The 16,310-nt window shown below is 38.7% G+C and carries 9 protein-coding genes; 1 reads left to right on the plus strand and 8 read right to left on the minus strand.

Going from position 1 to position 16,310, the window contains the following annotated elements; translation table 11 throughout:
* Window positions 1-115: 115 nt before the first annotated feature.
* The 8 genes from AC106K_RS04810 to AC106K_RS04845 all read right to left on the minus strand — a co-directional run bounded on the left by AC106K_RS04810 (window position 116) and on the right by AC106K_RS04845 (window position 13,827).
* Window positions 116-961, minus strand: a complete 846-nt coding sequence (locus tag AC106K_RS04810) for an SH3 domain-containing protein (RefSeq protein ID WP_482443517.1) — start codon at window positions 959-961, stop codon at window positions 116-118.
* Between the two features lie 27 nt (window positions 962-988).
* A complete protein-coding gene (gene prmA / locus AC106K_RS04815; RefSeq protein ID WP_482443518.1) occupies window positions 989-1,816 on the minus strand; it encodes a 50S ribosomal protein L11 methyltransferase in 828 nt (275 codons plus the stop codon).
* A gap of 348 nt (window positions 1,817-2,164) precedes the next feature.
* A complete protein-coding gene (locus tag AC106K_RS04820) occupies window positions 2,165-2,878 on the minus strand; it encodes a 3-ketoacyl-ACP reductase (protein ID WP_185290757.1) in 714 nt (237 codons plus the stop codon).
* A gap of 427 nt (window positions 2,879-3,305) precedes the next feature.
* Complete coding sequence (locus tag AC106K_RS04825) at window positions 3,306-4,895, minus strand: calcineurin-like phosphoesterase C-terminal domain-containing protein (RefSeq protein ID WP_482443519.1); 1,590 nt, start codon at window positions 4,893-4,895, stop codon at window positions 3,306-3,308.
* A 26-nt stretch (window positions 4,896-4,921) separates the two neighbouring features.
* Window positions 4,922-6,367, minus strand: a complete 1,446-nt coding sequence (locus AC106K_RS04830) for a SusD/RagB family nutrient-binding outer membrane lipoprotein (RefSeq protein WP_482443520.1) — start codon at window positions 6,365-6,367, stop codon at window positions 4,922-4,924.
* An 11-nt stretch (window positions 6,368-6,378) separates the two neighbouring features.
* Window positions 6,379-9,351, minus strand: a complete 2,973-nt coding sequence (locus tag AC106K_RS04835) for a SusC/RagA family TonB-linked outer membrane protein (RefSeq protein WP_482443521.1) — start codon at window positions 9,349-9,351, stop codon at window positions 6,379-6,381.
* Between the two features lie 498 nt (window positions 9,352-9,849).
* Window positions 9,850-10,596 (minus strand): glycerophosphodiester phosphodiesterase family protein, encoded by a 747-nt coding sequence (locus AC106K_RS04840; RefSeq protein WP_482443522.1) that lies wholly within the window; start codon window positions 10,594-10,596, stop codon window positions 9,850-9,852.
* Window positions 10,597-10,755: 159 nt separating this feature from the next.
* Window positions 10,756-13,827, minus strand: a complete 3,072-nt coding sequence (locus AC106K_RS04845) for a TonB-dependent receptor (protein WP_482443523.1) — start codon at window positions 13,825-13,827, stop codon at window positions 10,756-10,758.
* A gap of 405 nt (window positions 13,828-14,232) precedes the next feature.
* Here AC106K_RS04845 and ligA point away from each other — a divergent pair, with 405 nt between their 5' ends.
* Window positions 14,233-16,239 carry an NAD-dependent DNA ligase LigA gene (gene ligA / locus AC106K_RS04850; RefSeq protein WP_482443524.1) on the plus strand — a complete coding sequence of 669 codons (2,007 nt, stop codon included), beginning with the start codon at window positions 14,233-14,235 and terminating at the stop codon, window positions 16,237-16,239.
* Window positions 16,240-16,310: the final 71 nt, after the last annotated feature.

Raw genomic sequence — 16,310 nt, forward strand, 5'->3', positions numbered from 1 at the left:
TTTACGACTCTAAATGTATTCGATTTTTTTCAACTGTAAAAGACTCTTTTACTTCTAAAAAATAAAACCGCTATATTTTCTATAGCGGTTTTAATGTATATCTGAATACGTATTGTTATTTCAGTTTATAGGAGCTTCCATTCCAAAGATACGTTTTGGAAGAGCCTTTTTTTGTTTCCCGTCCTTTCTCATCCGTCTCATAATCTTCTACCTTAAAGATAAATGCGTTCGGAATTCCGCCTTTATCATTGGGAAAAACATATTGTTCACTGTGATGATAGACCCCCGCATCGCTTACATTCATAAGCTGTGGAAGGGCAATCAGTTTTTTATCCTTAAAAAGAACATATTGATTATAAGTAGCTACAGCACAAGCGTCTCCGGAAACCTCAGCATTCAGAGTAAGCTCCACATTCTGCAATTTATGATTACTTTCAATATTGAAAGCAGTGCTGTTGAGCTCTTCTCCTCTTCCTGTATTAAAATACACCTCATCAATAAGAGTATTGCCCTCCATTACTTTTATCCCTGCAATATTCTGCCTGTCAATAAAACCATCTTCTTTGTTTTTCCTTTCCACTGTTTTTGACAGCCCAAAAAGAAAATCATACCCGTTTTTATTACGGTAACCAATACAAAGATTGCCTCCCCAAATATATCCTTCTACATTGGCCTCCCCTTTCTTATAAGAGATCTTATACCAATTGGCACTTCTTTCTCCTAATTTCAAAACCGGCATACTTTCCTCTTTTTGAAGAATCATTACCTGTTGATTGGTCTGTAATGAGTCCAAAATCTGGGCATTGACAGCCGGATCTTTTCTCACTCTCGTCCAATCTGTAAAAATTTTCTGGGTTTTATTTTGTTCAAACTCAAAAACGCCATCTGCATAGGCTTCATTTTCCTGCGCTGTCAATAACTGCAGCGTCAGTAATAACAAAGCCGTCCATAAAGTTTTCATATTTAATATTAGTGGTTTTCTTTTTGGTTATTTCTCAAGCAAAAGGCTTACCCATTCTTCTCTTTGCAGCTGCTTTTTCAGTTCAAGACCACTTTCTTTACACACTTCCAGAATATCATCTACATCAAAGAAACAAAGTCCTGAAAGCAATAGTTTTCCTCCATTATTCAATACTGAAACATAGGTAGGAATATCCGAGATCAGAATATTTCTGTTGATGTTTGCTAAAATAATATCAAAATTTTCCTGTCCCAGATTCTCAGCGGTCCCTTGCTCAATATCAAGTTCTACACTGTTTCTTACTGCATTTTCTTTTGAATTTTCTACTGACCATTCGTCAATATCAATTGCCTTCGTATCTCCGGCTCCCTGCTGTTTTGCATAGATGGCCAATACAGAGGTTCCGCAGCCCATATCCAACACTTTTTTACCCGTAAAGTCAATATCCATCATCTGTTGGATCATCAAATGGGTCGTTGGGTGATGTCCCGTTCCAAAAGACATTTTTGGCTGAATGATAATTTCATGCATCCCCGGTACCGATTCATGGAATTCTGCCCTGATCAATACTTTATCATCAATATTGATTGGTGAGAAATTCTTTTCCCACTCTTCATTCCAATTGATATTCGGCATTTCTTCGAAAGAATATTCAATCTTTACATTTTCGTTTTCAAAGATCGGAAGCGCCTTCAACTGATCTTCATGGAATGAATCTGCCTGGATATATCCTAAAATTCCGTCAATTTCTTCTGTAAAGCTGTCAAAACCTATTTCGATAAGTTCCGCCATTAATATCTCATTCCATGGTTGTAGTGGAGAGATTTTGAAATTGAATTCTAAATAATTTTGCATGTGAGTAATTTGCTGCAAAAATACTAATGTTATTACGGTTAAAAAAATGCAAGGGATAAGTTTTGGATAAAGTCGGAAGATTTTGTGTTTTTTTTGATAAACGAAAGCCCGTTTATATTGAGGTATTGATATTTGTGAAATGATTTTGGAGTCAATCACTAGATTTATATTTCTATGAGTCTGCTCATTACGCAGATCAAGGATATATTTGATATTTAAGTTTTGGCTAAAGCCATCGGAATAACGATTATAAATAAAGCGGGCTAAAGCCCGCTTCTATTGAATTTATTGTTCAAGATAGATGAAAAGTTCTTTGTTGACAGCTTTAAACCTTGAACTTTAAATCTCTTATGGATTGGTAGAGAAAATAGAGCCATTAGCAATTAACGCTCTTCTGTTCATTTTCAGAATATCTCTCACCCATTCTGCGAAATCTTCAGGCTGAAGTACTTTATCAGGATTTCCGTCTGTAAGACCACCCTGGATGCTCATATCAGATGCAATGGTACTTGGAGTCAAGGTGATCACACGGATGTTCTGCTTTCTCCATTCTGCCATCATCGACTGAGACAGGGAAACAACCGCTGCTTTTGAGGCTGCATACGCTGACATATTGGGTCCGCCTTTCAGTCCTGCTGTAGAAGCTACGTTTACAATATCTCCTTCGCCTTTAGCTTTCATAAATGGATAAGCGGCTTTAGCAGCATAGTATACTCCGAATAAATTGGTTTTGATAACCTGCTCCCATGTTTCAGAAGGCATCTCTTCGATGGTTCCGAAATCTCCGATTCCTGCGTTATTGATCAAAATATCGATTCCACCTAGTTGTTCTGCTAAAGATTCTATTCCTGCTTTTACCTGAATTTCATTGTCTACAGTAAAAACCGCGTAGGTAGAGTGTACCCCTAATTTTTTGATTTCTTCAACCGTCATTTTAAGGTTTTCCTCATTTCTTCCTGTAATGGCAACGTTTACTCCTTCATTGGCCAAAGCTAATGCTACGGCTTTCCCTAATCCTCTTCCACCACCTGTTACGATGGCATTTTTTCCGTTTATATTCATAGTAGTAATACTTTTCTTTGTACAAAGTTACGAAAGAACATTTTGACGAAAGGGTGAAAACATAGATTTAATAGTTTTTTAATGGTTGGGATTACAATTTTTTTAACCACCAAAAGCACAAAAATCTTTAAACACTTAAGTATTTTTAAGGGACAAACTTTGCGCATATAAAGTACACTAAAGTTTTTGAAAATCTATGGTTTTCATCTAAAGTGAACTTACTAGTAGTATTATAAACTGGCTTAGTTGTACTAAAGTGTTTTTAAAATAAGATGTTGCCTCTCAATTTTTAATAAAAAGTGTTTTAAAATAATCTTTTGTGACTTTGTTGGTTTGTCATTTTTCAACCTCAGCAAAAAAAAATAAAAGCCGGTCTCTGTAGAACCGGCTTCAAAATCTAAAAAAAGTATTGTAAAAAATGAAAAGTTTAAGGAATCTGGATTGCATTCTGCACTTCAAATTCTTCTGAAGCAGAGAACTCATTTCCATACATATCAATGGCTTTCACCTCCACTTTGTGTTTTCCTAATGATAATTTTTTAGGAAAATCTGCTTCCCAGATATGTTTTGACATTTCAGGATTGGAAGGTCTTCTTCCCGGTAAAATTTTCTCTGTAGCATCCCATTTGAAAACGGAAAGGGCAAAGTTCGGATCTATGGTTTCGTCATATTCCATTTCTTCCCATTTGCCGCTATCAATTCGGTATTCTACTTTGTCTTTTTTACTTCCCATGAAGAAGTTGGCCAATATTTTTGCTGAGGTTTTCGATGGGAAAGGAATCACTTTCGGAACGTATAGTTTGATCTGATAATCCTCGGGTTTCCCAGCCGTCTTATATTTTACTTTATATTGGTTATCATTAAAGCTGATGAAAGAATATCCTTTTGCTGTCCCGTCTCTCATGGTAGAAGTAGGAAGCCCTGCCTCATCGGCCGTCCCTGAATACCAATCTCCACAGGTAGTTCCCACATTATATTCATGCAATTCTTTTATCCCGTTCCAGCCTGCTTTTTTACCGTAGAAAATCTGTTGCTGGATATGGGTATGTGCTGATAAAAGCAATACATTCTGAAAAGGATTTAAAAAGTCGAATAACTTCTGGCGGTCAGCATTTCTGAAGCTGTCTTCATTTTGGTGTTCCAACGGAATATGAAAAGAAACCACGATCAGTTTATTTTTATCTACCAGTTTCAGGTCATTTTCAATAAACTGCAACTGATCTTCACGGAAACCGCCCCAATAGCCTTTCCCATCTCTCGGATCCGGATACAGAATATCGTCTAAAATGATAAAATGTACATTCCCATAATTGAAAGAATAGTTTGCAGGACCAAAATTCGATTCAAAGGTTTCATCGGAAAGCTTATCTTCTTTTGCATCATAGTTCATGTCGTGATTTCCCATCACATTGTACCATGGCAATCCCACTTCCTTCATCACATCGGCATAAGGTTTCTGTAAATTCAGGTTATCTCCTACCAAATCTCCCAGACTGATTCCCAACACCGCATTTTTCCTGGTGTTTTTCACTTCATTCACAATTCCTCTTTTGAAGTAATCCAGTTCTTTTTCTGTGTAAGGCTGTGGATCTCCAAAAACAAGGATGTCAAAGTTTTTATTTTCGTTTTGTCTGTAAAGTGGAAAATTCAGTTCTTTGGGAAGCTCTCCTGTTGGGGCTACTCCTTTATATTTAAAATCTGCCGGAGAACCTTGAGGTTTGTGATGGTAATAAAACTGAGGAAGGTTATTGCTGTTCAAAGCGGTCTGGTATCCTGAAGGCTTGATGACAAAAATGGTCTGATCATTCTGAACAGGCAGGCTGTAACGTCCGTTCTTATCTGTAAGTACCACCTGAACTCCATTGGAAACCGCCACTCCTTCGATTCCTTTTTCACGGCTTTCTCTTTTCTGGTTTTTATTAATGTCTTCATATACATATCCTGAAACAGAAGACTGGGAGAACGCCATTGCTGAAATCAGCATACATGGCAAGATTAATTTTATTCTGGTATTCATTTTATTTTCTTTTAATTGTTGACGATTTATTTATTCCACCACATTTTCACATTAATATCATCTCCGCCCATCTGCTGTACTGCATTCTGGTAGTTCAATGTATTCAAAACTTTAGGGTTAGGTGGATACATCAGTCTTTGTGGAAGATTACCCCCATTCAAAAAGCCACCGTTATTAGGAAGCTCAGGGAAACCTGTTCTTCTTTTTTCAAACCACTGCTGTTGGTCTACAAAGAACAGGGCAATGTATTTCTGAAGCATAATTTTTTTCATATCTGCTTCGTAGGCAACATTCTGGTTATCGAAGTAATTGGCAGGCACCACTGCTCCCCACTGTTCAATAGAAGCTTTTACTCCATTCTCATAATACGTTTTTGCACTTCCGTTGATAATTCCTTTAAATGCCAGCTCTGCCAGGGTAAACTGAAGTTCGGCATAGGGATATACAAAAATTTTCAATGGTGCTTTCGCAAGGTTTTGATTAAGATTTGAAGGCTGGTAGGTAAATACGGTTCCATAAGGATAGCCTGATGGTGCTCCTACATATCCGATGTTATTATTTTTCAAATCTTTTGCCTGTGTAAAGAACATAGGAACACGGGGATCATTATTGGCTTTCAGGGTCTGCACAAAGAAATCTGAAGCGGCTCTTCCTGTTGTAAAATCCTGAGGTCTTGCAATAGGGGGCATCAGTGGAGAAACTCCTGTAATATCAACTTTTACAGCATCTGCATTCGTTTGAAAAACAGGGTATAACGCTGGGTTATTGACAATTTCCTGAATTCTTTCTTTGACGTTCACTTCTCCTTCTTTGCTTAAAATTCTCGTTAGCAGTCTTAAAGAAAGTGAGTTACAGAATTTTTTCCAGTTAGTGATCCCATTAGGGTCTGTATCAGCCTTATAGAATAAATCTCCTCCGGTAAGTGTTTTATTGGTAATGAAAAGGGAATTAGCTGTTTTAAGATCATCCAGCAGACGTAAATAAATCTCTTTCTGCCTATCGAATTTAGGCTGCATAATAGATTCATCCAATTGTGATGCCTGGGAAAAAGGAATATCTCCGTAGGTATCGGTAAGGTTAGAATAGATCCACGCATTCAGTACCATAGAAATTGCCTGGTAGTTTTTGTCTCCTTCAGCGATTGCCGCTTTTTTCAGATCATCTACCTGCTTCAGCCATCTGTAGGAATTATTCCAGAAACCTGATCCTGTATTTTCTGTGATATAATAACGGCTCAGTGAGTTCCCTTCATTAGGAAAATCCAGTGAAACCTGCATAATATCAAAGGTAAAGTCATTGGCTCTGTTGTAGCCTACTACAGACATATTATACTGTACCGGAACCAGCAAGGCACTGGCAACAGGCACATTGATTCTGCTTTTATCTTTATTGATCTCGTCAAGGCTTCTGTCACACGAAACGGTACTGCTTACAAGGGCAAGAAATGAGCATATATAGACTAGTTTTTTCATTTTTCTGATTTTTAAAATTTAACGTTTAACTGAATTCCGATTGTTCTGGACTGTGGCAGCTGTCCCATTTCCACTCCCGGTGTAATGGTTGCATTATCAAGTGCCGCCACTTCCGGATCAAATAATGGGAACTTCGACCACATCCACAGGTTTCTTCCAAATACAGCTAAAGTAATATCGGTCACTTTTAAAGGTTCAAGAATGGATTTTGGGAAAGAATAAGAGATTCTGGCGTCTCTCAACTTAATAAATGAGGTATCAAATGAATTGGTTTCCACATTGGCTCTTCTGTAATAATCCCCGTAATAAGTATAAACAGGAATTCCTTTGGTGTTAGGTGAAAAGCTTCCGTCCGGATTCTGGACTACTCCATCTCCTACGATAAGGCCGCCAGGATTATCTCTTCCCACAAGCGTATGGGTAAGTTTACCCTGTTCAGACATTTTGTGATGCGATTGTGAATAGGCTGTTCCTTTATACTGTCCATCGAATGAGAAACTCAGGGTAATATTTTTATATCTGAATTCATTCTGAAGACCTGCTCTCCATTTCGGATAGGCATTTCCTATTTTTTTCATTTCATTAGGCTTTGCGGTCATCCCATCAGCCCCATAGATCACCTTTCCGTCTGGTGAATACATCAGTCCGTATCCGTACATATCACCCAAAGATCCACCTACCATAGCATTGTAATACACTACTCCACCTATACTTCCCATGATATAGGGAGCTCCGTTAAACTCTTCCGGTAAAGAAAGAATCTTATTTCGGTTCATAGACCAGTTCGCATTAACGTTCCATGAGAAGTTTTTAGTCTTTATCGGGTAAGCATTTAAGGTCATTTCAATCCCTCTGTTTCTCAGCTCACCGGAGTTGACGATCCTTCTGTTGTAACCAGTTTCGTACAATACCGGAATAATAATCGACTGATCTTTCGAATTGTTCTGATAAGCTGTGAAGTTGAACGTCAACCTGTTTTTAAGAATATTGAAATCCATTCCGGCTTCTATATTGGTGATAATCTCCGGTTTCAGACCAGGATTCGGGTATAGCAGCGGAGTTTCTACTGAGCCTGTGAAGACACTGTTCTCATAGTATTTTTCAAGCATATAGTTATACGTATCATTACCCACCTGTGACCATGAAAGTCTCATTTTCCACAGATTCAGGTTATCAGATTTCAGTTTAAAGATGTCTGATAAGACAAATGAAGAAGCTACTGACGGATAAAAATAGGATCTGTTGCGGCTTGGAAGTGTGCTGCTCCAGTCATTTCGGGCGGTCACATCCAGGAAGATCATATCCTTATAGCTGAAATTGGCTAATGCATAAACACTATTCACCTGATAGTCATTAGGGCTTGCCAATCTGAAATCCTGTGAAGCAGCATTAGAAAGCTGATAAAGACCTGCCCGGTTAAGCCCGATTGCCCTGTAATCATTCATGGTATACTCATGATACCTGATGTTTCCTCCGGCAGAAGCGGTGACTCCCACATCACCGAATTTATTCTTATAGGTAAGCAAAACATCATTATTCAGGTCCAAATACCTGATGTATTGTTCTCTGTAATATCCTTTCAGGTAATTGGCAGAGCTCCACGGTCTTCTCTGGGAACGAAATTCGTTACTCCATTCCAAACCTGTTTTATAGGCTATATCAAAGTTCTTGGCCAGCTGATAGCTGATGTTGATATTTCCGGTGATTACTTTTTTGTTTGTACCATTCAGGTTTTCGTAAGCGATCAGGTAAGGGTTATCGATATAGGAACTGAAAGGATGCACCTGATCTATCTGCTCATATCCGTTTCTCCAGATGGGTCTATACCAGTTGAGATCTACGTTCGGATTCTGGAAAATCATGAAATAAGAGATCGACTGATTGTTGTACCCGGTTGCAGGAAGGTTGTCACTTTTGGTATTGCTGAAGTTGATTTTGGTTCCGATCTTCAGCCTGCTGCTTAGTTTGTGATCCAAAGACAGGGCGGCATTTAATCTGTCGAAGCCTGTATTCGGCATCATCCATTCGTTTTTCAGGTAAGAAAGCGAGGTTCTGAAAGAAGTAGTTTCATTGGAATGTTCTATAGACAAACTGTTCGAATAGTTGGAACCTACCTGCCAGAAATCTTTGATATTGTTTGTGTAAGGTCTCCAAAGCTTTCTCTCCAAACTTTGTCCTTCTATCGTTGGATCATACTGAAAATAATACTGTCCATCAAACTTCGGCCCGAAAGCACTGCTGGTAGATCCTGTATTCACTCCATCTACGGACGCTCCGTAAGAATAGTAGTAATTTCCGTTTTTATCTCTCTGCTGGGTTCCCTGGCCATATTCATACTGATAATCCGGCCATTTCAGAACGCTATCAAAACTGGTATAGGAATTTAAAGTCACCTGAACTTTTCCTTTTTTGGTCTTCCCGGATTTTGTTGTGATCATGATCGCTCCTCTTGATCCTCTTGATCCATACAAAGCAGATGCAGTAGGTCCTTTCAGAATAGATACCGATTCAATATCATCCGGATTGATGCTGTTGAAACTGTCTCCGTAATCTATCGGAAGATCTCCTCCTGAACCGGCACCATAAGCATTCGTGCCGGTTCCGGTCTTTCTGCCACTCAAAGGAACGCCATCTACCACAATCAGCGCATCATTATTTCCAATATTCATCGAAATGTCTCCACGAAGGGTAATACGGCTCGTTCCCAGAGGGCCGGCTCCTGCAGTCTGAATCTTTAGTCCGGCTACTTTACCTTCCAAAGCCTGCGCCCAGTTATTGTTCTGGGTCCGTAAGAGTTCTTCAGATTTAACAGTCTGTGTAGAATATCCTAGAGATCTGTCATCTCTTTTGATCCCCAAAGCGGTGACCACCACTTCTTCAATTCCTTTGATCGTGTCTTTTTTAGCTTTTTGCTGAGCCGTGAGATTGACGCTTACTAATCCTAACAGCGACAAAACCAACAACTTTTGTGTCTCTTTACGCATTTCCTTTTTGTTTGCGCAAAATTAAAACGACATTATGAGTAGGATTTTAACACGATTATAACGTTTTTTAAAAGTTTATTGAATAATATGTTAATTTTTCCTTAACAACATTAGACAAACACCTACTTAGCAGTACCTTAGGGAATTAAGTATTTTTAATGCCATTTTACAGCTTTATTTACGTATCTTTATTGTCTTCCCTTGAGATAATACCACAAAACGAAACACATGCAACTGATAATCAAACACTTAATTTTAATTAATTTATTTACGGGCCTGATTACCCGCTAAAACCGGGGATTTTCCTGTAAAAAATGACAGTCTGCCCTTTATACAAGGCAGACTGTGAATATCTTGAGTGTTGTAAGGGTGAGCTGACCACCCCGTCAAAAATTCTTTGAATTTTTGCCACCCCTCCGGAGGAGGGGAATTATTGCGGTTTCCGATTGTAATATTTGGAAAATAAAGAGAGAGAGCAATCTCTATCGGAATACCGTATTATTTATTTTTCAATTGTTCAGGAATATTGGTGGTTACGAACCCGATTCCCTGCTTTTTCAATTCATCGTATACAGCGGTATCATTTACCGTCCATGAGTTTGTGATCAGTCCTAATGTTTTAGCTTCGGCAATCCAGGTAGGATTTTTCTGGAAAACACTGTAATGGTAATCCATCCCGTCTAATCCTTCTTTTTTGATCTGTTCCGGCGACAGTTCTCCGTTCAGGTACTGAACTTTAAATGAAGGGGCCAGTTTTTTGATCTCTTTACAGATATTAAGACTGAAAGAAATGAACTCACTCTGAGACTCCAGCTTCATCTCTTTGATCATTTTGATGGTTTTCTCAGTGATCTCGTTTTCTATTTCCGGAGTTTTAGCCGGCTTTATTTCAACGATCAACTTTACAGACGGATCTTTCTTTCCTTGCTTCAAATACTCTTTTAAAGTAGGAAATTTTTCTCCGTTGGATAATTTCAATGCTTCCAATTCTTTGAAAGAGGTTTCGGAAATGTCCATTTTACCGTGATGCTCATCATGATTGATAACGAGTACACCATCTTTTGTCATTCTTACATCAAATTCTGACCCATAAACTTTTAATTTCTGAGCGTTTTCTAAAGATTTGATGGAGTTTTCCGTTGTTGGCGGCTGTGCCTGGAAATATCCTCTATGGGCTATGATCTGGGTTTGTGCTTTCATTAAACCTGTACTTAAAACTGCTAAACCTAAGATAAAATTTTTCATAATATAATGGAGATAAATTAAAACAAAGTCCTGAAACTTTTGATAAAGGTAGTTATTATCGGACGTACTGAGAAATATAAACCACAAAAGAAAGTCCTTCACTGAACACTTCGGTTGGTATAAGTTCTTTCTTTTGTGGTGGTAAAAAATGGGTATGGATTAAAAACTATACTTTGCTCCGATCTGGATCTGGTAAGGATTTCCTGAGAGAGGAGTCAATCCGTTTCCGCTGATGTTTTTCGTATATTCAAACTGTCTTGTGACCGGATTGAACTTATTAATCCTGTATAGAGATGTATTGCCGTAAGATTTATTTACTCCCCATTCTTTATTCAGAAGGTTGGCTACGTTGAATATATCTATGGAAAGCTCAAAAGCCCCTACTTTGTCAAACTTGATCTTCTTGGCTACCCGAACATCCCAAACTCCGAAAAATTCGTTTTTTCCACCATTACGTTCTGCAATCTTGCCATTGTAATCACTTATGTAATTTTTCAATGCCTGTCCTACTTGCGGATCATCCAGAATGGTTTGAGCAATATTAGGGAAGATATAAGCCAGGTCATTACTGTCTACAAAGTCCCCATTAACATTTCCTCCTGCCGTCATAGAGAAACGGGTTCCCCCGATTCCCGAGTATCTTACCCCAAGGGTGAATCCTGCAATCGTAGGCGAGTTACCATAGATGACCACTTTATTTCTGAACTGGTTGTCTGAATAGGTCATTCTCAGGTCTCTCGGATCACTCTGGATCATGGTAGACAATGTTGCAGAGTTGGCTACGTTTCCGTTATAAGAAGTATTGTCCTTAATATCCGACCAGGTATAACTTGCCGTGATCTCACCATCTTTCCAGTAACGGTAGCTTGTATCTACTACCCATGAAAACTGATTGACTTTACCATCACTTACAAGCTCCAGCACTCTACCGAACTTATCATTAATTCTTCCTTTTTTCCAATCTATCTTACCTTCTGCTAAAGATTCTGCCGGAACAAATACTCCTCTGCCTCCTTCATTGTCTAAAGTAAAGAAAGGATTTGCCACCATATTTCTGTCATAGTAATAATAGTTGTTTCTACCCAACGCCATATATCCTGCAATCCCGGCTCTGAATCTTTCGTTAAAGAAATGGGTATAAGAGATGTTCGCCTTATAAACGATCGGAATTTTTGCATCTTTCCCTGTGTAGTTGATGGTAGGAATCTGATATTGAGAAAGTGTAGGAACCGTATTGTAGTCGTTCCTATAACTGTTGAAATCCGGGAACGGAACATCTTTCCCCGTTACATCTACGGTTGCCAGATGCTTTCCGTCAAATACCAGGTTATTGATGATCATATAGTTGTTGATGTCTGAAGAGAATATTCCGGCACCAAATTTCAGGAAGTCTTTATTTCCTTCATTGATATTCCAGTCAAACTGAAATCTCGGCTGGATCACGAACGACTTGATTTTATTATCCGTTCTGATTCCCATTTCATCATATAGCTTCTGGTTGAATTCTGCTTTCGGATAACCTCCATAATCCAGTCGGATACCAGCCATCAAATCCAGCCCTGTGGCGATTTTCGTCTGAAACTGCCCATAAAGACCAAGGTTCCAGATATTGGATCTCACAGAAGTATCATCCACCAAAGGTACTTCTCTGTAAAATCTGTTGGGAGTCATCGCATCAAAGTTGTTCATCCCCTGAAAATAGAATCTTCCATTCACTTCACTTCCATATATAGATTTTGAAGTGGTATACATCAGATCTGCACCAAAGGTATATTTTACTTTATCCGTATTATAATATAAATTATCTACAATCTGGAATACATTATTTCTAAAGCTTTCCTGTGCGAAACGGTGACCTCCGATCTGGATATTGGTAGAACCCACTCCCGGGGACAACACATTTTCAACAATCGCTCTTGGTACCGGCTTTCCTAGCTGGTTGTTCTGATAACTGTCCTGAAAAGTATACAAGTACTGAGCTTTTAATTCGTTGGTTAAATTAGATTTCAGATTTGATCTCAGGGTAAGCAATAAACTGTTATCTATATTCTTATCATTTCCGTACGATTCGAAGAAATTGATACTGGTATTATCTCCTAACCCATTTTTATTAAGGTCATACGTGAAGTTATTTCTCAGTGTCAATAAGTGTTTCTCATTGATCTGCCAGTCTAAACGTAAAAATGCCGCGTCAGAGTTTCTTACTTTATCGAAGCTTCCGAATTGCGGGCTGTTCCCTACTCCATATTTTGCTCTAGCTATATCCAAAAACTGATTAAGAGTCTGGGTAGTGGTATTCAGTCTTTTCTCATCATCCGGCGATTTTATATCTGCAATCAATAATGGTCTTGAATCCAACTGGTGATCCCAGGCAACGAAAAAGTGTAATTTGTTTTTAATGATCGGCCCACCCAAAGAGAATCCGAACTGAGAGGTAGAGAAGTCATTCTGTCTTTTGTTTCCTCTGATGTCATATGGACTGGAAAGCCAGTTGGTTCTCAGATATTCCCAGGCACTTCCTGAAAATTTATTGGTTCCGGATTTGGTAACGGCACTTACGGTACCACCACCACTTCTTCCGAGTGTCACATCATATTGGTTGGTGGTAATTTTGAATTCACGCACTGCTTCAATGGAGATAGAGAAAGGAGCTCCACTTCGGCTGGTAGTAGCTCCTGCTGAAGTTGGATTTTTAGCCGTCATCCCATCAATGGTAAAATTCGTTGAAGATCCAAGCTGCCCTGATAGGTTTCCACCCTTTCCACTTAGGGGAGACAGTTCTGTAAGATTGGCAAAGTTTCTTCCGTTTACAGGAAGCATACTGATGTTTTTGGCCGTGATGGCAGTAGCAGCACCAAGGTTTCCGATCTTATTTTTAAGGTTTCCGGTAATCTTTACTTCTTCAATGTGCTTTTCTCCATCCAGATTCATGTTTACTGTAACCTGGTCTCCAAAGTTGACATTGTATCCTTCTTTCTTATCATCATTTACAATGACTGTATACGGTCCGCCAAGAGGGATTTCTTTGAAGATATATTCCCCTTTTGAGTTGGTTTCCGTTTCCGTTCTGAACCCCGTAGATTCGTTCACGATGGTTACTTTCACTTTTTCCTGAGCGGTACTTCCCGGTCCGGTTACTTTCCCTACAATAGAGGCCTGCGTGGTTTGTGCATAAGCCATTGTTCCAAGCCCTAAAAACAATAATCCCAGTACAATCTTTACTTTTCTCATTTCTTCAAATTAGATGTGCAAAGGTATTTTTACTTTAAAAGCTGGCTATTTAAGGGAGTTTTAACATTTTTTTAATTAAATCGGAACATTATGTTAAATTACTTTTAACACTCATTGTATTCTGTACACAACCAGCTTGTTGAGATGTGTTACGTATTTTTAATTTTCGTGTACTATTTAATTCCGTTATTTTTTAAATGAGATTTAGCAGAACCTCAATGATATGATTACTAATTGTACTATAAAACCTTCTTAAAAATAATGAAAACATAGAGAATAACTAGTCTTTATAACCTTCATATCTCCCAGCTTCCTTCTTCCAGCTTCAAACCTATCTAAAAACCTCCGGTTTTTATCCCAAATTCACGTTACTTTAGTTATTTTTGCTCAAAAGATATACAACCCATGTCTGAAAACATTCAACAAAAAATAGAACAGCTCCGCAAAGAGCTTCATCAGCATAACGAAAACTATTACCTACTGGATACGCCTACCATTACTGATTATGAATTTGATATGCTCCTTGAGCAGCTTCAGGATCTGGAGGCTAAACACCCTGAATTTTATGATGAAAACTCCCCTACGGTACGTGTAGGAGGCGGCATCACAAAGGTTTTTCCTACGATTCAACACAAATTCAGAATGTATTCTCTGGATAATTCTTATGATTTTGACGATCTGGAAGATTGGGAGAAAAGGATCATCAAAACGATTGATGAACCGGTAGAATTTGTCGCTGAACTGAAATACGACGGTGCTTCTATCTCTATTCTTTATGAAAACGGAAAGCTTTCCCAGGCGGTAACCCGTGGAGATGGTTTCCAGGGAGATGAAATTACCCCGAATGTACGTACGATTTCAGATATTCCTTTGACATTAAAGGGTGATTATCCATCACCGTTTTTCATGCGTGGAGAAATTTATCTGACCCGAAAGAATTTTGACAAAATCAATAAACTGCGTGAAGAAGAAGGTCTTGATCCGTTTATGAACCCTAGAAATACAGCAAGTGGAAGCTTAAAGATGCAGGATAGCGGCGAAGTAAGAAAACGTGGCCTTTCTTCTGTACTTTATCAATTTATTGCTGAAGATATTCCTGCAGAAACACACTGGGAACTGCTTCAGAAGGCACAAGGTTGGGGTTTCAAAACTTCCCAGCAGGCCAAACTATGCAAAACACTGGATGAGGTAAAGGAATTTATCACATTCTGGGATACGGAACGTCATAATCTGCCTTTCGAGATTGATGGAATTGTATTAAAAGTGAATTCTTTACAGCAGCAAAGACAGCTTGGCTATACGGCAAAATCCCCACGTTGGGCAATGGCCTATAAATTTAAAGCTGAAAAGGTAGAAACTGAACTGCAAAGTGTTTCTTATCAGGTAGGAAGAACGGGAGCGATTACTCCTGTTGCCAATCTGAAACCTGTTCTCCTGGCCGGAACAATTGTAAAAAGAGCTTCTCTGCATAACGAAGATATTATCAAAAAACTTGATCTGCATGAGCAGGATTTCGTGTACGTAGAAAAAGGCGGTGAGATCATTCCAAAGATCGTTGGTGTCAATACAGAGAAAAGAACTGAAGAAAGCAAGGAGATAGAATACATCAAACACTGTCCTGAATGTGGTACTGAACTTGTAAAAATTGAAGATCAGGCCATCCATTTCTGCCCGAACGAACTTCACTGTCCGCCTCAGGTGGTAGGAAGAATGATTCACTATGTTTCCAGAAAAGCTTTGAATATTGAAAATCTGGGTGGTGAAACGATCGAGCAGCTTTACAAAGAAAAATTAATTGAAAACCCTGCCGACCTGTACGCTTTAACTAAAGAACAGCTTCTTCCTCTGGAAAGAATGGCCGAGAAATCTGCACAGAACATCATCACAGGAATCGAAAAATCAAAAGAGATCCCTTTTGAAAAAGTATTGTACGGAATCGGAATCAAACATGTAGGTGAGACCGTTGCCAAGAAATTAGTCAAGAACTTCCCTACTATTGAGGAATTGAAGGCTGCCACTGTTGAAGAACTTTGCCAGGTAGAAGATATTGGAACCAAGATCGCGGTAAGCATTGAAGCCTTCTTCCAGAATTCTGAAAATCTACTGATGATTGAACGTCTGAAGTCTTATGGAGTACAGCTTGTTAAGGGAGAAAGCACGAATGAAGTACTATCCAACGCTCTGGAAGGAAAAACATTCCTTTTCACCGGAAAACTGTCTCTATTCACAAGAGAAGCTGCTGAAGAAATGGTAGAAAAGCATGGCGGAAAAAATATTTCTGCCGTATCTAAGAACCTCAACTATCTTGTGGTAGGTGAGAAAGCCGGAAGCAAACTGAAAAAAGCTCAGGATATTGGAACTATTGGTATTCTTGATGAACAGCAGTTTTTGGACCTGATTGAGAAGCAATAAGATTTTTTAATATATTATCAAAAAACCATTGAGAGCAATTTCAATGGTTTTTTTGTATTATTTGATTTGTA

The organism is Chryseobacterium sp. FR048, from assembly GCF_056844665.1.